Raw genomic sequence first — 19,003 nt, forward strand, 5'->3', positions numbered from 1 at the left:
CAAATCCTCCTTAGCGACGGCCGCCACCAGCACCACGGGGTGCAGGGCCGTCCTGGATTTCTTGTGCTTTACGGTCACGCGCCGAAGGATCGTGCTCCATGATCTCGCCTTTGAAGATCCAGACCTTGATCCCGATGATCCCGTAGGGGGTCATCGCTTCGGAGTGTGCGTAATCGATGTCGGCACGCAGGGTGTGCAGCGGCACGCGGCCCTCACGGTACCATTCGGTACGCGCGATTTCCGCACCGCCCAGACGGCCAGCGACGTTCACCCGGATACCCAGGGCGCCCATGCGCATAGCGTTCTGCACGGCCCGTTTCATGGCACGGCGGAAGGACACACGGCGCTCCAGCTGCTGGGCGATGGACTCGCCGACCAGCTGAGCGTCCAGTTCCGGCTTGCGCACTTCAACGATGTTGAGGTGCAGCTCGGAGTCGGTCATCTTGGCGATTTTCTTGCGCAGGACTTCGATGTCCGCGCCTTTCTTGCCGATGATGACGCCCGGACGGGCGGTGTGAATGGTCACGCGGCATTTCTTATGCGGGCGCTCGATGATGACGCGCGCAATGCCAGCCTGCTTGCATTCTTCCTTGATGAACTCGCGGATTTTCAGGTCCTCGAGCAGCAGATCACCGTAGTCTTTGGTGTCGGCGTACCAGCGGCTGTCCCAGGTGCGGTTGACCTGAAGGCGCATGCCGATCGGATTGACTTTCTGACCCATTAGGCTTGCTCCTCAACTTGACGCACCTTGATGGTGATCTCCGCGAACGGCTTCAGGATTTTGCCGAACCGGCCACGGGCACGCGGACGGCCGCGCTTCATGGTCAGGTTCTTGCCAACCCATGCCTCGGCGACGATCAGTTCATCGACGTCCAGGTTGTGGTTGTTTTCAGCATTCGCGATGGCGGACTGAAGGCATTTCTTCACGTCCTGCGCGATCCGCTTGTTGGAGAAAGTCAGGTCGGTCAGGGCCTTCTCAACTTTCTTGCCGCGGATCATCTGAGCCACCAGGTTCAGTTTCTGCGGGGAGGTACGGAGCATGCGCAGTTTTGCCATTGCTTCGTTGTCTGCCACGCGGCGGGGGTTCTTTTCCTTGCCCATGACTTACTTCCGCTTCGCTTTTTTGTCTGCGGCGTGGCCATAATAGGTGCGGGTCGGCGAGTATTCACCGAACTTCTGACCGATCATGTCTTCCGAGACGTTGACGGGGATATGCTTCTGGCCGTTGTACACACCAAAGGTCAGGCCGACGAACTGCGGCAGGATGGTGGAACGGCGCGACCAGATCTTGATCACTTCATTGCGGCCCGATTCACGCGCTGCTTCGGCCTTTTTCAGGACGTAAGCATCAACGAAGGGGCCTTTCCATACGGAACGTGCCATGGATTAGCGGCCTTTCTTCTTGGCGTGGCGCGAGCGGACGATGAGCTTCTGCGACGCCTTGTTTTTGTTGCGGGTCCGTTTGCCCTTGGTCGGTTTGCCCCAGGGGGTCACCGGGTGGCGGCCACCGGAGGTCCGGCCTTCACCACCGCCGTGGGGGTGGTCGATCGGGTTCATGACGACACCACGCACGGAAGGACGCTTGCCCTTGTGGCGCATACGGCCGGCTTTACCGAAGTTCTGGTTCGAGTTGTCCGGGTTCGACACGGCACCGACGGTGGCCATGCATTCCTGACGGACCAGGCGCAGTTCGCCCGAGGACAGGCGGATCTGAGCGTAACCGCCGTCACGGCCAACGAACTGAGCGTAGGTACCGGCTGCACGGGCGATCTGGCCGCCTTTGCCGGGCTTCATTTCGATGTTGTGAACGATGGTACCGATCGGCATGCCCGAGAACGGCATTGCGTTGCCCGGCTTGATGTCGGCTTTTGCAGACGCGACAACCTTGTCGCCAACAGCCAGACGCTGAGGCGCCAGGATGTAAGCTTGTTCGCCGTCTTCGTATTTGATCAGCGCGATGAATGCGGTCCGGTTCGGGTCGTATTCGATCCGCTCAACGGTGGCCGCTACATCAAATTTGTTCCGTTTGAAGTCAACGATCCGGTAGAGGCGCTTTGCGCCGCCGCCACGGCGGCGTGCAGTGATCCGTCCGGTGTTGTTCCGGCCGCCCGATTTGGTCAGACCCTCAGTGAGAGACTTGACCGGACGCCCTTTCCAAAGCTCCGAACGGTCGATCAGAACCAGCCCACGCTGGCCCGGCGTCGTCGGTTTATACGACTTGAGTGCCATGCTTTCTGTCTTCCGTTTAGCGTGCCAGGCCTTAGGTTCTTGTCTTTGGCCCGGCTATGTTGAAGGCCCCCGTAGGTGCCTGTGTTATAGGGCCCCGAAGGTCCCCGAGTTCGTGTGTCCTGACAAACATAACGACCCCGGAAACGAATCCGGGGTCTTCAGGATGGATGGCGTTTAGCAGAGTCGCCGGGAGGTGGCAATGACAGAGTTTCTGCCAGCTGGCAAATGCCCCGGCGGCACCGGTTGCAGCGTTGGCGGGCCTCCAGGAACCCGCCTGAAAGCACCGCGCTGGCAGCAAAGGGGCGCGCTCAGGGCCCGCCGCCGCTACCGAAGGTGTCGCTCCAGAATTTGAGCAGCAGCGCCCGCCTGTTGGGATCAAGCGCAACCAGCAGCGAAGGCGCAAGAGGAATGGACCGCCTGGCACTGGGAGCCAGGCCGGAGTCCGCTGCGGCAATGTCGGTGACGAGGCCCGCCTCGGCCAGCAGCTCTTGCGCTTCCGGGCTGAGGAGGAAATCAAGAAGATCCGCTGCGGCTGCTTTTTGCCGCGCCTCTGCCGGGATCATGTAGGCGCGGGACAGCACAAGGGTGTAGTCCTCCGGCAGGATGGTTCCAACCTCGGGCGCGGAGGCATTTGCAACGTAGGAGCCCAGCACGTTGTAAGCGATCAGGAAACGGCCCTCTGCCACGCCGGCGATGATTTCGGCAGAGCAGCAGGTGGCAACGGCATCGACCCTGGCAAAACCTTCCAGCAAAGCGCCGAATGTTGTTGCCTCCAGGCTGTCGCTGTAGGCGAACAGGTAGCCAAGTCCGGAGGCGGCGATGTCATAGGTGGCGATCCTGCCGCGGTAGAGACCGGGTTTGGCCCGCAGCGCATCCAGCAGCGCAAAGCGGCTGCGCGGCACATCAGCGCCGTCCAGCAGCTGCTTGTTATAGACGATCACCGCGGGTTCGGTGGTGACCCCCCACAGTTCATTGCGCCAGCGCCGCGACTGCGGCAGCGCCAGCGCCGCGGGCGAGCGGTGCGGATGGGCACAGGCGGCATTGACCAGCCAGACCATCTGCTGCACCGCCGAGGACAGCACCGCGTCGGCAGGCGGGCTGCCGTCCCGGCAATCGGCGCGGCTTTGGGCAAAGAGCGCGTTGGAGCCCCATTGCTCGTAGGTGATCGCCAGCTGCGGATGCCGCTCGGCAAAGCGCTCCATGACGGGCTGGATAATGCTGTTGTCAGTGGTGGAGCGCAGCAGGAAGGGCACCGGGCCGCTGCCGTACCGATGGGTTGCCTCCTGCGCGGCGGCGGCGGCAGGAAGCAGGGTGGCAAGTATCAGCAGCAGGTGCCGGATCCGCATCATGCCCCCTCCTGCGCGGCGGGCAGGACCACGGCGGCACGGAAGCCCTCCTCCTCCTGCGTCATCTCCACCCGGCCGCCAAAGGCCGCTGCCACGGAGGCCACAATCGACAGGCCGATGCCAGTGCTGTTCTCCTGGGTTCCGGCACTGCGGTTGAAGCGGCTGCCGAGCTGCGCCATCACCGCAGGCACCGGGCCGGGGCCTGCATCGCGCACCCACAGGATGGCATCGCCGCCGCGCCGTTCTGCGCCGATGGCCACGGGGGGTGTGCCGTGCCTGAGTGCATTGCCAAGAAGGTTGCCGGCCGCCTCGCCAAGAGAAAATGCATCGGCGCGCACCATCACGGGATCCTCGCCGATTTCCAGCCGCAGGTCGGTGCCGGGCGCCAGCAGTGCGTAGTCGTCACGCTCCATGATTTCCAGTGCCACCTCGCGCAGGTCGACGGGCAGGCGCGGGGCGCTGTCAGTGCGGTGGACCACAAGCGCACGGCTGAGAAGCTGATCCAGCAGGGTGCCCAGCGAGCGGGTGCGGGCCAGCAGCCGGTCAAGGGCGCGGCGGCTGGCATCCCCGCCGGGTTCTGCAATGGCGGTTTCCGCCTGCACGCGGATTGCAGCAACCGGAGTGCGCAGCTGATGCGCGGTGTCGGAAATCAGGTTGCGCATCGCCTCAACCTGGCCGTCCAGCCGGCCCATGAAGCGGTTCATGGCGCCCAGCACCACCTGCAGCTCCTGCGGCAGGCGGCCGGTTGCAATCGGGGTCAGGTCGTAGGGATCCCGGCGGGCGAGATCCGCGGTGATCGCGTCGAGCGGGCGCAAGGCAGTCCGGATGACCATCCAGGCCATCACCAGCAGCACCAGCCCTGCCGCCGCCATCGGCCACAAGGCATCCAGCATCAGATCCGCGGTCATCGCCCTGCGCGCCCGCAGTGTCTGGCCGACCACAACCTCAACCGGACCGGAGAAGTCACGTTCCGCAAAACGGCGGGTGACGCGGACAAACCGCGCGGGTTCATCATTCAGCAAGGCCTCGAAGTACCCTGCCCCGCCGCCGCCCTCCGGCGCATGTATTTCTGTCTGGGGATCGACACCGGTGATGAAAACCTGCCCGGGTCCATGCACCGCGTAATAGATGCGGTCCTCGGGTGCCTGGGCAAGCAGCTGGAAGGCAGAGACCGGCAGATCCGCGATGGGGGTGCCTGCCTGGATGCGGACAGATTCCGCGATGTCGTTTGCCGCGCCCAGCAGAATCCGGTCATAGGCCTGCCGCGCGGCCTGCTGGCCATTCAGCCAGGCGGAACCGGAGACCAGCACCCCGCCGAGCAGCAGGATCAGCAGCACCGCCCCCAGCACCCTGGCCGCCAGAGTCAGCGGCGGGCGCGGCTCAGCCATTGAGATGCAGCCGGTAACCGACCCCCCGCTGGGTTGCGATGCTGACATCGCTGCCCGCAATCTTCTTGCGCAGGCGGGCGATGTAGAGCTCAATCGCGTTTTCGCCGACATCGGCATCATCAAAGCCGTAGAGCGAGTCATAAAGCCGGGACTTGGACAAGTACCGGTCCTGGTGGCGGATCAGCATGTCCAAGAGCGCCGCCTCGCGCCGGGTCAGCTCCAGCAGACGCCCGTCGAGCCGGGCGCTGCGGTCGCTCGGGGCAAAAACCAGCGAGCCGAGGGTGATCTGCTCATCTTTGCGCTCCATCTGCCGCCGCACCAGCGCCCGAAGCCGCGCCTCCAGCTCGCGCTGGTCGAAGGGTTTGCCCAGATAGTCATCCGCCCCCTGGTCCAGTGCCGCCACCCGATCGTCGACTGAGGTCAGCGCGGTCAGCATCAGCACTGGCGCCGGATCACCCGCCAGGCGCATCTCGCGCAGCAATGACAGGCCGGAGCCATCCGGCAGGTTGATGTCCAGGATCACCGCGTCATAGGCCTGCACGGCCCGGCAGTCGCGGGCGCTTTCGATGTCCGGCGCCAGATCACAGGCAATTCCCGAACGGGCCAGGTGGGCGGTCACCCCCTCGGCCAGATCCTCTGCATCCTCGACCATCAAGACCCGCATTCAATGGCGCTCCGCTTTGCTGAAACCGGCGACAGGTTGGTGACAGCTTTAATGGGTAAACATGTCTAACCCGCAGAAACAGAGCTGCCAAAGCGAATTGTTGCGGGTGATCTCCGGCGCTTGGGAGTGCGCCGGCCACGACCTGAGGAGGAACGCATGAAATTCACTGTCACCCGCGGCCTGTTTGCCGCTGCCGCCCTGTCGCTGTCCGCTTTTGCGGCCCAGGCACAGGAAAACCCCGAATGTATCGCCCCAGCCAACCCTGGCGGCGGCTGGGACTTCACCTGCCGCCAGGTTGGAAAATCGCTGCAGGATTTGGGGCTGATCGATAAGACCATGCAGGTCGTGAACCTGGCCGGCGGCGGCGGCGGCGTGGCCTTTGCCGAGGTGGTCAACAAGCGCGCGGTCGACAACAGCCTGATTGTTGCCGCCTCCAGCGCCACCGCAACCCGCCTGGCACAGGGCGCCTATCCGGGCAACAGCATGGACCAGGTGCGCTGGCTGGCGGCCATCGGGGCGGACTACGGCGTGATCGCAGTGTCCGCTGACAGTGAGGTCGAAACGCTGCCGCAGCTGTTGGACACCATCAAGGCCGATCCGTCCTCGGTCTCCGTCGCGGGCGGCTCCGCGGTTGGCGGCTGGGACCACCTGAAGGTCCTGATCGCGGCCAGCGCCTATGGCATCGAGGACGTGCGCAGCGTCAAGTACATTGCCTTTGACGGCGGCGGAGAGGCTGTGACCCAGCTGCTGGCAGGCTCCGTGCAGGCCTTCACCGGCGACATCTCCGAAGCCAAGGGCTTTGTGGATTCTGGCGATATCAAGGTGATCGCGGTGCTGTCGCCGGAGCGGCTGCCGGGCGAATTCGCGGACTTCCCGACCGCCAAGGAACAGGGGGTGGATGCCATTGGCGCCAACTGGCGCGGTTTCTATGCGCCGGGCGGCATGTCGGACGAGGCCTATGACGCCTGGGTGTCGAAGATCGGCGACCTTTATGCCTCCGACGAGTGGAAAGAGGTAATGGCCGCCAACGGCCTGGCGCCGCTGGACCTGCAAGGGGCTGCGTTCCAGGAATTCGTGGCTGGTTCGGTCGCGCAGATCCAGTCGATTTCCAAGGACATCGGCATCATCAAGTAACCTTTTCGGGGTTAGTCCCGGGGGAGGCCGCGCAATCCTGCGGTTCCCTCTGCGGGCGGCCCCGCCAGACACCTGAACTGGAGACCGCCATGAGCGATCGTATCTTCGGGGTCTTCGGCATGATCCTTGCTGCCGGCTATGTCTTTGCCGCGCTTGCGATCGAGGAAAGCTTTCTCTCCGATGCCGTCGGCCCCAAGGCCTTTCCCCTGATCATTGCTGCCATCCTCGGCCTCTCGGGCGCGGTGATTGCGCTGCGCCCGGACCCGGAGCCGCATTGGCCCGCACTGGGACGGCTGGTGGAACTGGCCGCCGCTGTTGTGGTGCTGATCCTTTACGCCGAAATGCTGCCGGTTGCCGGCTTTGTCATCGCTACCGCCTTCGCCGCCGCCTATCTGGCCTGGCGGCTGGGGTCGGGACCGCTGGAAACAGTGGCCGTGGGCGCCGGCACTTCCATCGGCATCTATGTCACCTTTCACCTGATCCTCGGCCTGTCGCTGGCCAAGGGTCCCTTTGGCTTCTGAGGAGGGCGCAGCATGGAGCTTCTCGCAAATCTTGGCGACGGCTTTGCCATCGCGCTCAGCTGGCAGAACATCGGCCTGGCGCTGCTGGGCTGCTTCCTGGGCACCATCATGGGCGCGCTGCCCGGGCTGGGACCGTCGAACGGGGTCGCCATCCTGATCCCGCTGGCCTTTACCATGGGGCTGGGGGCGACGCCCTCGCTGATCTTGCTGACCAGTGTCTATTACGGCGCCATGTACGGCGGGCGCATCAGTTCGATTCTGCTGAACATTCCCGGGGACGAACCCGCCATGATGACCTGCCTGGACGGCCACCCGATGGCCAAGAAGGGTCTGGCGGGCGAGGCTCTGTCGCTATCGGGCATCGCGTCCTTTGTCGGCGCCTTCCTAGCCACCTGGGGTCTGATCCTGCTGGCGCCGCAGCTGGTCAAGATCGCCCTGCTGTTCGGCCCCGCGGAATATTTCGCCCTGTTCGCGCTGGCCTTCATGACGCTGGGCGGCGTGTCGTCTACCAACCAGGCGAAATCCGCCTTTGCCGCGGCGCTGGGCCTTGGACTAGCGACCATTGGTGTTGATACCCAGACCGGCGTGCCGCGCTTCACTTTCGGTGAGGTGCATCTCTATGACGGGCTGGATTTCCTGGTCGCCATCGTCGGCCTGTTTGCCCTGTCCGAGGTCTTCATCTTTTTGGAAACCCGGCACGGCGGATCCGACGCCGCGGGGCGCAAGCTTACCATCGGCAAGCTGTATCCGCCGGTATCGATGATCCGGCAGACCACCCCGACCATGCTGCGGACCTCCTTTTTGGGATTTATCGCAGGCGTATTGCCGGGTGCCGGAGCCTCGCTGGGGTCGTTCATCTCCTATTCGATGGAGAAAAAGCTGGTCGACAAGGAAGGCACCTTCGGCACCGGCGACCCGCGCGGCGTGGCAGCGCCCGAAGCCGGCAACAATGCCGCGGCTGGCGGTGCCCTGGTGCCGATGCTGGCACTTGGGGTGCCGGGATCGGGCACAACCGCGGTGCTGCTGGCGGTGCTGCTGGCGCTCAATATCACGCCGGGCCCGCTGCTGTTCAGCCAGAACCCGGACGTGGTCTGGGGCCTGATCGCAGCGCTGTTCATCGCCAACTTCATGCTGCTGGCGATGAATATCCCGATGGTCGGCCTGTTCACCCGCGTGCTGATGATCCCCTCGCGCATCCTGATGCCGATCGTGGCGATGGTCAGCTTTGTCGGCATCTACGGCATTTCCGGCAGCACCTTCGACCTCTTGGTGATGATCGGCTTCGGGGTCATGGGCTGGGCACTGCGCAAGCTGGACGTGCCGCTTGTGCCGGTCATTCTGGGGACGCTCTTGGGCAACGCGATGGAGAATAACCTGCGCCGTGCAGTCACAATCGACAACGGCAACTGGTGGACCCTTGTTGACAGCCCGCTGTCCATCGCGCTTTGGACGGTTGCCATAATCGGCTTCGTGCTGCCGGTGATTGTCGGCGCCAGGTTGAAGGCCAGGATGCATCAGCGCCGCGACGAGAAAGGGGCAGTCAGCGACTGACTGCCTCCGCTGCCAGTCCGGGCACAGGTCCGGACTGGCGGGTTTCAGCGGTGTTTATGCCGCTAGGCTGGAATGCCCCGCCTAAACTGGTCCGCGGTTATGTTTAGGAAAACGGAGGACCGGGAATGGGAACGAAACGGCACAAGCCTGAGGAAACAGTTCAGAAACCGCGGCAGGTTGATGCGGTCAAACGCCCCCATGACGATTAGCTTGGCGCCAACTGTATCTGAAACAGAAAGGATTGCCCCTGCGCACCAGCGCGTTTTACGTTCTTCTGCTTTCACAGTGCTTCCAGCGCGGCATGTGCCAATGCAGAAAGCCCCGCGTATTCGGGGCGTAAGGCGTTGATCTTGCTTGGCGTTTTTGGCTGCAGGAGCAGACAACCGCCGTATCCTACCTGCTCTCTCGGCAAGTGTGTAGTCGTAAAAAAACACGCAAATAGCGGCAGCATTGCGTGACCGCACTAAATGAAAAGAGTTTGCCGGGGCTTCGGGCTGAAAAGCCCTGCGCCTTAACTGGCCCCCTACGATCAATATGAAATACAGCGCTGCCGCCACTAGAAGAAGGCGCTGCAAAGCCGGTGCAGTAGGACAAAGCGATCCTTCAGAGGCCAGTGGTTTCTCAAATTCGTGAAATCCGGGGTAGTAGATTCAACAAAACGCAGTTTGATATTCCTGATACTTCCCTGCCCTACGTGCGATTGGATCCGCGTCTTGCAAGGTGTCCCTGCTACAGGAGATTTTCATCCACACTCAGTACCCGGCAGTCCAGAAGCCTTCATGCGGTTTGCGGGCTTCGTCTTCCAGAAGCGGGCCAATGACCACTGTTGGGTGGTTCGGGGAGCTTTCGAACACCCGGCGGCACGGCAGGTTGAGAACCTCGGGGTGCGGTGAGGCTTCACTTGTACACATCTCAACCAATGCGAGCTCGGACAGACCATAAACAACAGCCCTCACACCGACCCAGAAAGTTGCACCGGCACACATCGCGCAGGGTTCCGTGCTGGTAACCATGACGAGTTCAGCAAGCTCTTCGCGGGTAAACTTGCGAGAAGCAGCGCTCATCAGGTTCTGTTCGGCGTGGCACGTTGAATCGTTCAGATCGCCAACGGTGTTTTCGATTTCGAGGGCGATATTGCCATCGAAGTCGCACAGCAGCGCGCCGAATGGGTGGTTGCCTTTAGAGCGGGCGGATTGCGCCAGTTCAAACGTGCGGCGCAACAGCGATTCCACGTCGAGGTTTTCGAGGTTCGGCGGTGTTTTCATGACATTCTCTATTGCGTTATGAGGCGTTTCAGGGGCCGGGTGCCCTGGTTTTGCGGGCCAATAAAGAGCGGACCGCCGCAGGCAAACAAAATCGCATGCACGCGGCGGCCTAAGCTCAGTTGGGGATCAGAGCGTCGAGACCTTCAACAAAGAAGTCCATGCCAGCCAGCGTCCCGTCGTCAGAGGTTTCACCTTCCGCAAGCCAGACGCTGCCGTCCTGCTTGTTTAGAGGACCGGTGAAAGGATGATAGGCGCCAATTGCGATCTGCTCTTTCATCGCGAGGGCTTCGGCCTGTACGGCGGCTGGGATCTTGTCGGTCATTTCCCCGATTTCCACCATGCCTGCGCCGATGCCGTCCCAGGTGTTCACCGGTTCCCAGGTGCCATCGATCACGGCTCGCACGCGGCTGATGTAATAAGGTGCCCAATTGTCGATGATCGACGAGACCCGCGGGCCGTCCTTGTATTCGGCCATGTCAGATGCCTGGCCGAAACCGATGACGTTTCCGGCGCTTTCCGCCGCTGCCATCGGGGCGCAGGATCACATCAGCGCCCTGTTCGATCAGCGCCTTTGCGGCATCGGCCTCTTTGGCCGGATTGAACCAGGTAGAGACCCAGACAACTTTGAACTCTACATCCGGATTTGCCTTCTTGGCGTGGATGTAGGCGGAATTGATGCCGCGGATGACCTCAGGAATCGGGAAAGATGCAATGTATCCAATCACGTTGGACTTGGTCATCTTGCCCGCGATATGGCCCTGGATGGCACGGCCTTCATAGAACCTGGCAGAATAAACCGACACGTTCGGAGCAGTCTTGTAACCGGTTGCGTGTTCGATTTTCAGATCGGGAAACTTGCTGGCAACTTCAATCGCAGGATCCATGTAGCCAAAGGATGTGGCGAAAATCAGATCTGCGCCTTCCAGCGCCATCTGGGTCATCACACGTGCGGAGTCCGGTCCGTCAGGCACACTTTCGACAAAGACGGTCTCGATCTGATCTCCGAACTCTTCGACAACTTTCTTGCGCGCCTGTTCATGTTCGTAGGTCCATCCGCCGTCGCCAACAGGGCCGACATAGACAAAGCCGACTTTGGTCTTGTCCGCAAATGCCGCGCCTGCGGTCAAACCAAGCGCCACAGCAGCGCCCCCCAGCAAAGATCTGAGTTTCATGGGTTTTCTCCTCGTTGAAAGTACTCTCGCCTAGGGGCGCGGAAAGCGGTAGGCCGTTCGCGCCTTTGCCGCTACCAGAAGTCCTTGTGCCCCAAAGCGACTTCCTCCTCGATCTCGGGGAAAGGGCCGCGGACCTCCATCTTCCGGCGTCCAGCAGCAAAGACCGTTTTGCAAGCCAGATCGAGCGTCAGGTTTTCGGGGTTGTCCCCGGTCAATTCGGCCAGGCGTTTCTCTGTCATGCCGTAGACGACTGCGCCGATGCCGGCCCAGTAGCAGGCACCAGCGCACATGCAACAGGGTTCCACAGATGTATAGAGCGTGCATTCGCTCAGAAACTCAGGGGAGAATTTCTGGCTGGCTTCCCGGGCCACGTTGAGCTCTGCGTGGCCGACGCCCTTGTCGCTGGAGTAGGTGTTCCCGCCTCTGAGAAGGACACTGCCATCCGGGCCGATCAGGATTGCTCCGAAGGGGTGGTTTCCTTCGGCGCGGCAGTCATGCGCGATCTTCACGGTGGTGCGCAGGTGATCGATATCATTTTGCATAATGCGTGACCTGTTTTGAAGGTTTCCCGCATAGCCTAGGCTGCCTGGATCGTGATAAAAATCAGAATGAATCGCGCATAGCGCGCGAAAAATCTGAACATTGATCTTGGGCAGGAGGGTAGGATGTCTGAGTTCTCGCGGGAGCTGCATTCCTTTGTCGAAGTGGCGCGTGAATGCTCGGTCCGAAAGGCAGCAGACAAACTGAATATTTCCTCATCTGCGCTGAGCCGGCAGATGCGCTTGCTGGAGGAAGACCTCGGGACAGCACTGTTTGCCCGCCACGCCAAGGGAATGCAGCTGACCGCGGACGGGCTTAAACTGCTGAGTCAGGCCGAACGCTGGCTGAGCGAGAGCACCCATTTGCGTGCCAGTCTCGCGCGCAAGGACAGGGGAAATGAAAAGAAGCTCCGCATCGGCGCAGCAGAGTGTTTTGCACAGACATTGCTGCCTGCTCTTTATGACCGGCAGACGGCCGCGGGACGCCTGGATGTCCTGCAGGTCAGGACCGGCGATACCAGTACGCTGATCCATGCCCTGTCCGAAGGCGAAATCGATCTGGCTCTGGCATTCAATGCGCGGCCCAGCCAGCCTGTCCGGGTGCTGTCAGAGACTTCGTGCCGGATCGGTCTCGTCTATAGTCCAATCCATTTCACTGTCGACCAGCACGAAATATCGATTGCGGAGTGTCTGGATTGGCCCGTCAGTTTGCCCAGCGAAAACCTGTCCGTACATTCCCGGCTGCTGGCGGAAATCCACCGGCAGCGGAAACGGCCCCGGATTGTTTCATCCAGCAACTCGGTCCTCTTCACCAGCGAAATGGTTCGGAATGGGCATGCGGTGGCCTTTATGACACGTTTCGATGTCCGTCCGGAATTGCTGGCCGGCGGCATCCGGTTTGTGCCTTTGAAAGACCAGCGGATGGAGGAAAGCGTTTGCGTCTGTGTCAACGCCAACGCTGAGCTGACGACTGACCTGCAGGACCATGCAAAAACGGCTGCCGCACTGATCAACGCCATAGCGCAAATCTGAAGCACAGCTTGGCCCGTATGATCACACCTCCCCCTTTTTCCTCCGCCTAACCCTTTGTATTTGCATGGAAGCACACAGGGAAATGAGGCACAGCAAGACCGCTCAAAATCCTGCCGGGATGCCTCATTTCAGCACCCACCGCACAACTATGGGGGGGGGAGAACCGCGGCGCTATCGACCACACTGAGCGGGCCTGGCTTTGCTTGGTCATTGTTAGCAACCAGCAGTCGGCCGAACCAAAGCCCATAGGTGCTTTTAGCCATATCACCTTGTCTCGAAGCGTTTGCAAACCGCCAGTTGCACGAAGCAGAAAGCGGCGGTTTTCCAGAGGAACTCCGAGGGACGGCAGATGAGGAAAGTTGCGCAGCCAACCTTACTGTCTCAAAAGCCGGCTCAGGACATGATCCATCACTTCAAAAAGGTGGTCAGCATTTGCCTTGGAAAACGGCATTGGTGGGCGGATTTTGAACAGGTTTTCCTTCCGCCCTAGCAGCCCCATGACCACACCGTTTTCGCGCATCAGGTTCACCGCCCTCTTAGCCAGCTTCTTGTCTGCAGTGATCTGCTCACCTGGATGAACAATCTCTGCACCGAAGAACAAGCCTGCCCCTCTGACGTCACCAAAAAAGCCAAACTTTTCCGCCATCTTTTCCAGACGCTCTTTGGCGTAGGCCCCAACCTCCGCCGCGTTCTCAATCAGGCTTTCATTTTCAATCACATCCAGAACAGCCAAGCCGGCAGCGCAGGAGACCGGATTGCTGCCGAATGTGTTGAAATAGACGTTCTTGGTCCGGAAGGCATGCATGATGTCATGAGTGGTTACCACGCCGCCAATGGGATGGCCGTTGCCCATGGGTTTGCCCATTGTCACGATGTCCGGGGTGAATCCGGAGTACTGATGGCCCCACATCGCCGCACCGGTCCGCCCGAACCCCGGCTGGACTTCATCTGCGATGACAACACCGCCAGCCTTGCGCACACGTTTGGCTACGCGATCCAGGAACCCCGGAGGCAAATCCGGGAACCCTTCATTGGCAAAAATCGGACACAACATGATTGCGGACACCCCGTGCCCCGCTTCTTCCAAGGATGAAATTGCCGCATCAAGGTGCGCCAAAACCCGGGCTGCCATATCGGTTTCATCCTTCTCACCCGGCTCAAGGTGATAACTGTCTGGCGCCGGGATGGTCCGCAGATGCGTGCTGAACCCGTCCTCGCGCGGGATCAGCGTGGCCAGTTCCATGACCGCACTGGTGTTTCCGTGATAGGTGAAGTCGGTGACGATCACCCCGTGCTTGCCGGTTATGGCCCGCGCCATGCGCAGCGCCACGTCATTGGCTTCACTGCCGGTGCAGGTCAGCAGGACCGTTGACAGGCTGCGGTGGAAAGTGGCTGTCAGGCGTTCGGCATAGTCCAGGACATTGTCATGCAGATACCGGCTGTGAGTGTTCAACAGGCCGGCCTGCCGCGAGATCGCCTCGACCACATGCGGGTGGCAGTGCCCCACATGGGGCACGTTGTTGTAGGCATCCAGATAGCGCCGGCCGTCCGCGTCGAACAGCCAGACACCTTCACCCCGCACAAAATGCACCGGATCATCGTAGAAGGTCGGATTGTTCGGCCCCAGGAGCCGTTCCCTTCTGGCCATCATCAACCGCGCCCTCGCCGACATTTTTGGCTTTTCATAAGCATTTTTCATGCAAACCCCCTCTCCAGAGAAGTCTCGGCTCTCACGAGAACACGACCTGGATATCGGTGTATTCTTCAAGGCCTTCCTTGGCGAATTCGACACCGATCCCCGAGGCTTTCACGCCGCCAAACGGGGCATTGGGCTGAATGGCGCCATGCTTGTTGATCCAGACAGACCCGCACTCCAACTGGCAGGCGACCTCCTTGGCCTTGCTGCTGTCGCGGCTCCAAACGGACCCGCCCAGGCCGTTCGGGTTGTCATTTGCCCGCTTGATGACCTCATCCACGTCGCTGTAGCGGATGATCGGCAGCACCGGACCAAACTGTTCCTCGTCAACAAGCCGAGTGCCATTGTCCAGATCCGCAATAAGAGTCAGCGGATAGAAATGCCCCGGCCCCTTGTGCTGTGCCTTTCCACCCAGCAGCACTTTGCCGCCAACCTTCTTGGCATCCTCAACCAGTTCGGACACTTTGTCGTACTGCGCCTTGTTCTGAACCGGACCAATGATGCTCTCTTCGAGCATCCCGTCACCGACTTCGATGTTCCTGGCGAACTCCGCCAGTTCATTGCAGACATCCTCATAAACGCTGTCATGCACATAAAGGCGCTTCAGGGCTGCGCAGGTCTGGCCGCCATTGATGAACGCCCCCCAGAAAAGCCCCTCGGCGATCTGTTTGGGATCCACGTCCGGCAGCACGATACCAGCATCGTTACCGCCAAGCTCCAGTGTCAGGCGTTTCATGGTCTCCGCCGCGCTTCGCATGATCTTTTGGCCGGTGGCGCAGGAGCCGGTGAACACAATCTTGCGGATCTTGGGGTGCGACGACATTTCGGCGCCAAGGAAATCCTCGCCGGTGATGCAATTCACGACACCTTGCGGCAGAACTTCATTCATCAGCTCCACCAGCCGGATCGTGGCCAAGGGCGTGAAGGGCGACGGCTTGATGACAACCGTGTTGCCTGCGCGGATTGCCGGGATGATGTGCCAGATTGCAATCATGACCGGGAAGTTCCACGGGGTGATCGAACCAACAACACCCAGCGGCTTGCGGTACATCTCCACCTTGCCTTCATTGGTATCCTGCAGCACTTCGACAGGGGTATCCAGCGTGGCGGTATAGCCAGTCCAGGCCACGGCCCCGCCAACCTCCCAGCGGGACCCGAGGCCATTGAGCGGCTTACCCTGCTCGCGGGTGATCAGCTGTGCCAGTTCCTCGGCGTTTTCCTGAATTTTCTGGGCGATCTTCTCACAGGCCGCAGCGCGGTCCTTGCTCGACCTTTTGCGCCATTTCTCAAAGGCTTTTTCAGCCGCATCGACCGCTTGGTCCAGCTGCTCCTTGGTGGCGCAGGGCGCGCTTCCGACCACACCGCCGTTTGCCGGGTTGCGGACTTCGAAATGCTTGGGTGTGGGGACGGATTTCCCGCCGATGATCAGGGAGTAAGTTTTCATTATGCGCCTCCGGCATTGTCTGTTCAGGCTCATGCGGCCAGACAGGCAATGCCGGACGGGCCACGGTGTTAAGCGGTTCGGTCGGGGCTGCGCGCCAGACCGGCGGCAAGGGCTTCCAGCCCGGCGAGCAGCGATTTCTTTTTGCGCGGCGCGTCGCTCACGATCTTTGCGGCCTCACGCATGGCGCCAACCAGCAGCTCCGCAAAAACGGTGGCGTCCGCAGCACTGTCATTGTTGCGCAGCGCCTGGACATCCTCAGCGACCATGACGGTGAACTCACTCGAGGCCTGACCCAGAACCGGTGCAAGAACCGGCCGCAGCGTTGGGCTGAGCAAACTGTAGAACCGCCCAGTTTCCGGCTGCGCACACAACTCCAAAAGGGCTGCTGCCAAGGCCAGGATGCGTTTCACTGGATCTGTTTCAGCATCGCGCGCGTTACATCCGGCATTCAGGATCTTTTTGCTCAGGTCGGCGTAAATCTCGCGGTAGATGTCGTTGAGCCCATCGGGAAAATAGACGTAAATAGTCCCTTTCGATGTGCCCGCCGTCTTCGCGATCTTGTCAACCGAACTGCCTGCGAAGCCTTCCTCCTGGAACACCTCCAGCGCCGCAGCGTGGATTTCCCTGCGTGTCCGCAGCTTGTTGCGCTCGCGCAGAGAAAGTTGTTTTTCTCCTTCGGCCATGCGTCGGGCCTCCTTCCGAATTTGTCGGATTTGAGTTTAACCGCGCGTTTCAAAAACTAACAGGCATTCAATCACTGAACACCGGGTTTGAGATCTGCCAGACGGCAGTGCCTTGCCGCTGGCAGCCCCTGACTGATCAAACTTCTGCGAGGAAGGCACCAAAGCCCGCGCCGCTGGTCCGCTTCTGGATGTTACTCCAGTTCTGCGTCATGAAACCCGCATAGTCGTAGTCGTCATTCATGTCGGCCACCGCGAGGGCTGTGGCAAACAGCGCGAACTGGCAATAATCCGATGCGATGGCAAACATCTCGACACGCGCCCGCATCCGTCTGTCGAAGGTGCCAAAGTAGCTTTCAGTGAGGCGGCTGACCTGATCGGAATCGAGATCCTCGAAAGTGGTCATGAGACCCAGATCATAGCAGCGGTCGCTGTTGCCCGAGAGGTCATAGTCGATCAGCCGGATTGTCCCGTCCGGCTGCTCCAGCAGGTTGGCACTGTACAGATCATTATGGCTGGGGACGAAATCGCGCGGCCGCAAGTCCAGCGCCTGCTCGATCCTCTGCAAAACAGGCAGGATTTCGTTGTAGTCGTCCGGCAAGGCGACATCGGCACGCTGAGCCGATGCCAGGATCACACGCGCCTCGGCAAACGGGTTGAAATCGCGGCGGAAGTTGAGGCCGCTGTCATGCAACTGACGCGCCTTTGCTGCGACGCGGGGCAGAACGTCAGGATCCTTGAGATTCAAGGGCTTGCCGGGCAGAAACTCAATCATCAGGGCCAGCGGATCGTCGACAATGGCGACAACCGGCGCGCCGATGCCCGCCCGCCCGGCATCAACGGTATTCAGCATCGGCACCGCACTGGGCGGCACAATTCCAAGCGTTTCCCAGTCCCGGTTCCACAGCTTGACGACGGACTGTGCAGTCCCGTCCCCATTGTCTACCAGGAAATTCTTGTGAGCCCCGCCGCCTGAAAGCCACTTCCATGTGGCCTTGCCATCGTCCCATCCGGAAACCTGATCCACGATGCGGGCAATGCGCTCATCGAATTCGGCGGTGTCCTGAACAACTGCTGATTCGGTCAAACTCTCTCTCCCATTTGGCTGTTTTCCGCACCTCCCCGCGCAGAAATCAGACGGCCCCAGAACCCTGCCTCAGGACTTTAGTGCGATTCCGGCGTTTTAGCCTGAATTTGCACTGTTGGACGCCGAGCCAGGCAAGAAGCGTTTACAGATTGGGAATTTTATGTCAGAAAATATCCTCATCGTCAATAATCGAACTTTTAGTTCAGTTTTTGAACGAACCGGCTCGGCCGGGAGGCAAAACGCAAACCTCAGCGTCCTTAAGGGAGGAGACCAATGAAACTTGCGAAGATGACTGCAGTGACCGTGGCGGCAGCCATGGCGACATTCACAGCTGTGCCCGGCTGGGCGGAGTATCCGGAGAAACCCGTGCAATTCGTGGTGCCCTGGCCGCCAGGCGACATGGAAGACGTGTTGACTCGCATGATTGCCGAAGACTTCCAGGCTGAATACGGAGTGCCGGCCGCAGTGGTGAACAAACCCGGCGGCGGCGGCGGCCCGTTTCCCGGCGCGGTGGAAGTCGCCTCTGCACCGGCTGACGGATATACAATCGGCTCCTTTGTGATCGGCGTTCCGGTGGTTGGCCCTTCACTGGGGATCCCCGAGCTGTCGCCGGACCCGTTTGACCCCCTCGGCATTTTCCTGACCTATCCGTTTGTCATCGTGACTTCGAAGGACAAGCCCTACAGCACAATGCAGGAACTGGCCGCGCATGCGCAGGACAATCCTGTCACTCTGGCCCATTTCGGCGCACCCTTGACCCCGACCAAGGTGACCCTGTCGCTGGCGCAGGAGCTGGGGTTTGAATATGCCTCTGACGCCGCTTTTGACCTGGTCGACTGCAACACCTTCGCCTCTGGCGACGCGGATGTCGGAAACACCACGATCCAGCTGATGCTGCCCTGTCTCGACGATATTCAGGTCCTGGCAGCCATCACGCCTGAGCGCCTGCCCCACGCGCCGGATGCGCCGACCGTTGCGGAAATCGTTCCTGCACTGGACCTGACCCTGTGGAACGGCCTGTTCGTGCACAAGGACACCCCGGCGGATGTGCGCGAGAAGATCGCTTCCGTGGCAGAGAAGACCATCGCCAGCGAACGCGCCCGCAAATTCGGTGAAGAGACCGGTGCCCAGCTCTATTGGCTGGATGCCAACGGATCGAAAGACCTGATCGGCAAAAACATCGACGCAATCGCCAAAATCAACGCAAGCCTGGGCCTTTGATCCCATTGGCAGGGCCTCTCCCAGGGCCCTGCCG

18 protein-coding genes and 1 pseudogene are annotated in these 19,003 nt (G+C 60.9%); 5 read left to right on the plus strand and 14 right to left on the minus strand.

Translation table 11 applies throughout. The annotated features are described in order from the left end of the window. Nucleotides 1-10: 10 nt before the first annotated feature. From rpsC to RA21_RS20185, 7 genes are all read right to left on the minus strand, one after another. Complete coding sequence (gene rpsC, locus RA21_RS20155) at nt 11-721, minus strand: 30S ribosomal protein S3 (protein WP_019297987.1); 711 nt, start codon at nt 719-721, stop codon at nt 11-13. Then, nucleotides 721-1,101 carry a 50S ribosomal protein L22 gene (gene rplV, locus RA21_RS20160; RefSeq protein ID WP_008557868.1) on the minus strand — a complete coding sequence of 127 codons (381 nt, stop codon included), beginning with the start codon at nt 1,099-1,101 and terminating at the stop codon, nt 721-723. The genes rpsC and rplV overlap by 1 nt, the downstream gene beginning before the upstream one ends. Before the next feature lie 3 nt (nt 1,102-1,104). After that, nucleotides 1,105-1,383: a 30S ribosomal protein S19 gene (gene rpsS, locus RA21_RS20165; protein WP_008554066.1), complete on the minus strand. Its 279-nt coding sequence runs from the start codon at nt 1,381-1,383 to the stop codon at nt 1,105-1,107. A gap of 3 nt (nt 1,384-1,386) precedes the next feature. Next, the gene (gene rplB, locus RA21_RS20170) at nt 1,387-2,229 is read right to left on the minus strand and encodes a 50S ribosomal protein L2 (RefSeq protein ID WP_019297986.1); all 843 of its coding nucleotides are present in this window, start codon (nt 2,227-2,229) and stop codon (nt 1,387-1,389) included. Between the two features lie 308 nt (nt 2,230-2,537). After that, the gene (locus RA21_RS20175) at nt 2,538-3,578 is read right to left on the minus strand and encodes an ABC transporter substrate-binding protein (RefSeq protein ID WP_039152148.1); all 1,041 of its coding nucleotides are present in this window, start codon (nt 3,576-3,578) and stop codon (nt 2,538-2,540) included. Continuing rightward, a complete protein-coding gene (locus RA21_RS20180) occupies nt 3,575-4,963 on the minus strand; it encodes a sensor histidine kinase (RefSeq protein WP_039152150.1) in 1,389 nt (462 codons plus the stop codon). The genes RA21_RS20175 and RA21_RS20180 overlap by 4 nt, the downstream gene beginning before the upstream one ends. Next, nucleotides 4,956-5,627 carry a response regulator transcription factor gene (locus RA21_RS20185; protein ID WP_019297983.1) on the minus strand — a complete coding sequence of 224 codons (672 nt, stop codon included), beginning with the start codon at nt 5,625-5,627 and terminating at the stop codon, nt 4,956-4,958. Before RA21_RS20185 ends, RA21_RS20180 begins: the two co-directional genes overlap by 8 nt. A gap of 156 nt (nt 5,628-5,783) precedes the next feature. Here RA21_RS20185 and RA21_RS20190 point away from each other — a divergent pair, with 156 nt between their 5' ends. The 3 genes from RA21_RS20190 (at nt 5,784) to RA21_RS20200 (ending at nt 8,833) form a co-directional block, all read left to right on the plus strand. Beyond that, nucleotides 5,784-6,761 carry a Bug family tripartite tricarboxylate transporter substrate binding protein gene (locus RA21_RS20190; protein ID WP_039152151.1) on the plus strand — a complete coding sequence of 326 codons (978 nt, stop codon included), beginning with the start codon at nt 5,784-5,786 and terminating at the stop codon, nt 6,759-6,761. Nucleotides 6,762-6,850: 89 nt separating this feature from the next. Beyond that, nucleotides 6,851-7,282: a tripartite tricarboxylate transporter TctB family protein gene (locus RA21_RS20195; protein ID WP_039152153.1), complete on the plus strand. Its 432-nt coding sequence runs from the start codon at nt 6,851-6,853 to the stop codon at nt 7,280-7,282. Between the two features lie 12 nt (nt 7,283-7,294). After that, a complete protein-coding gene (locus RA21_RS20200; protein ID WP_039152155.1) occupies nt 7,295-8,833 on the plus strand; it encodes a tripartite tricarboxylate transporter permease in 1,539 nt (512 codons plus the stop codon). A gap of 752 nt (nt 8,834-9,585) precedes the next feature. Here RA21_RS20200 and RA21_RS20205 read toward each other — a convergent pair. The 3 genes and pseudogenes from RA21_RS20205 to RA21_RS20215 all read right to left on the minus strand — a co-directional run bounded on the left by RA21_RS20205 (nt 9,586) and on the right by RA21_RS20215 (nt 11,812). After that, nucleotides 9,586-10,098 (minus strand): nucleoside deaminase, encoded by a 513-nt coding sequence (locus tag RA21_RS20205; protein ID WP_019297979.1) that lies wholly within the window; start codon nt 10,096-10,098, stop codon nt 9,586-9,588. Nucleotides 10,099-10,213: 115 nt separating this feature from the next. Then, nucleotides 10,214-11,270 (minus strand): annotated as a pseudogene (locus tag RA21_RS20210) (BMP family ABC transporter substrate-binding protein). 71 nt (nt 11,271-11,341) lie between these two features. Further along, on the minus strand, nt 11,342-11,812 hold the full coding sequence (locus RA21_RS20215; RefSeq protein ID WP_019297977.1) for a nucleoside deaminase: 471 nt from the start codon (nt 11,810-11,812) through the stop codon (nt 11,342-11,344). A gap of 123 nt (nt 11,813-11,935) precedes the next feature. On the opposite strand from RA21_RS20215, the gene RA21_RS20220 reads away from it, so the two are divergent. After that, a complete protein-coding gene (locus tag RA21_RS20220; RefSeq protein WP_039152157.1) occupies nt 11,936-12,841 on the plus strand; it encodes a LysR family transcriptional regulator in 906 nt (301 codons plus the stop codon). A 373-nt stretch (nt 12,842-13,214) separates the two neighbouring features. Here RA21_RS20220 and RA21_RS20225 read toward each other — a convergent pair whose 3' ends face one another. From RA21_RS20225 to RA21_RS20240, 4 genes are all read right to left on the minus strand, one after another. Next, nucleotides 13,215-14,609: an aspartate aminotransferase family protein gene (locus RA21_RS20225; RefSeq protein ID WP_342586530.1), complete on the minus strand. Its 1,395-nt coding sequence runs from the start codon at nt 14,607-14,609 to the stop codon at nt 13,215-13,217. Then, on the minus strand, nt 14,572-15,981 hold the full coding sequence (locus tag RA21_RS20230; RefSeq protein ID WP_019297974.1) for an aldehyde dehydrogenase family protein: 1,410 nt from the start codon (nt 15,979-15,981) through the stop codon (nt 14,572-14,574). Before RA21_RS20230 ends, RA21_RS20225 begins: the two co-directional genes overlap by 38 nt. A 68-nt stretch (nt 15,982-16,049) precedes the next feature. Continuing rightward, entirely contained in the window at nt 16,050-16,664 is a 615-nt protein-coding gene (locus RA21_RS20235; RefSeq protein WP_039152159.1) for a TetR/AcrR family transcriptional regulator, read from the minus strand. A 136-nt stretch (nt 16,665-16,800) separates the two neighbouring features. Further along, the gene (locus RA21_RS20240) at nt 16,801-17,748 is read right to left on the minus strand and encodes a phosphotransferase (RefSeq protein ID WP_052257730.1); all 948 of its coding nucleotides are present in this window, start codon (nt 17,746-17,748) and stop codon (nt 16,801-16,803) included. A gap of 273 nt (nt 17,749-18,021) precedes the next feature. On the opposite strand from RA21_RS20240, the gene RA21_RS20245 reads away from it, so the two are divergent. Next, nucleotides 18,022-18,969 (plus strand): tripartite tricarboxylate transporter substrate binding protein, encoded by a 948-nt coding sequence (locus tag RA21_RS20245; protein ID WP_039152162.1) that lies wholly within the window; start codon nt 18,022-18,024, stop codon nt 18,967-18,969. The last annotated feature ends 34 nt before the right edge of the window (nt 18,970-19,003 follow it).

Origin of the sequence: Leisingera sp. ANG-DT (assembly GCF_000813785.1) — a bacterium.
Taxonomy (GTDB): domain Bacteria; phylum Pseudomonadota; class Alphaproteobacteria; order Rhodobacterales; family Rhodobacteraceae; genus Leisingera.

What these genes read in the sequence shown, in the direction of transcription:
- RA21_RS20215 (WP_019297977.1), bottom strand. Translation starts at nt 11,812, where the DNA reads ATGCAAAATGATATCGATCACCTGCGCACCACCGTGAAGATCGCGCAT.
- RA21_RS20200 (WP_039152155.1), top strand. Translation starts at nt 7,295, where the DNA reads ATGGAGCTTCTCGCAAATCTTGGCGACGGCTTTGCCATCGCGCTCAGC.
- RA21_RS20220 (WP_039152157.1), top strand. Translation starts at nt 11,936, where the DNA reads ATGTCTGAGTTCTCGCGGGAGCTGCATTCCTTTGTCGAAGTGGCGCGT.
- RA21_RS20180 (WP_039152150.1), bottom strand. Translation starts at nt 4,963, where the DNA reads ATGGCTGAGCCGCGCCCGCCGCTGACTCTGGCGGCCAGGGTGCTGGGG.
- RA21_RS20195 (WP_039152153.1), top strand. Translation starts at nt 6,851, where the DNA reads ATGAGCGATCGTATCTTCGGGGTCTTCGGCATGATCCTTGCTGCCGGC.
- RA21_RS20185 (WP_019297983.1), bottom strand. Translation starts at nt 5,627, where the DNA reads ATGCGGGTCTTGATGGTCGAGGATGCAGAGGATCTGGCCGAGGGGGTG.
- rpsC (WP_019297987.1), bottom strand. Translation starts at nt 721, where the DNA reads ATGGGTCAGAAAGTCAATCCGATCGGCATGCGCCTTCAGGTCAACCGC.
- RA21_RS20190 (WP_039152151.1), top strand. Translation starts at nt 5,784, where the DNA reads ATGAAATTCACTGTCACCCGCGGCCTGTTTGCCGCTGCCGCCCTGTCG.
- RA21_RS20175 (WP_039152148.1), bottom strand. Translation starts at nt 3,578, where the DNA reads ATGATGCGGATCCGGCACCTGCTGCTGATACTTGCCACCCTGCTTCCT.
- RA21_RS20230 (WP_019297974.1), bottom strand. Translation starts at nt 15,981, where the DNA reads ATGAAAACTTACTCCCTGATCATCGGCGGGAAATCCGTCCCCACACCC.
- rplB (WP_019297986.1), bottom strand. Translation starts at nt 2,229, where the DNA reads ATGGCACTCAAGTCGTATAAACCGACGACGCCGGGCCAGCGTGGGCTG.
- rpsS (WP_008554066.1), bottom strand. Translation starts at nt 1,383, where the DNA reads ATGGCACGTTCCGTATGGAAAGGCCCCTTCGTTGATGCTTACGTCCTG.
- rplV (WP_008557868.1), bottom strand. Translation starts at nt 1,101, where the DNA reads ATGGGCAAGGAAAAGAACCCCCGCCGCGTGGCAGACAACGAAGCAATG.
- RA21_RS20245 (WP_039152162.1), top strand. Translation starts at nt 18,022, where the DNA reads ATGAAACTTGCGAAGATGACTGCAGTGACCGTGGCGGCAGCCATGGCG.
- RA21_RS20235 (WP_039152159.1), bottom strand. Translation starts at nt 16,664, where the DNA reads ATGGCCGAAGGAGAAAAACAACTTTCTCTGCGCGAGCGCAACAAGCTG.
- RA21_RS20205 (WP_019297979.1), bottom strand. Translation starts at nt 10,098, where the DNA reads ATGAAAACACCGCCGAACCTCGAAAACCTCGACGTGGAATCGCTGTTG.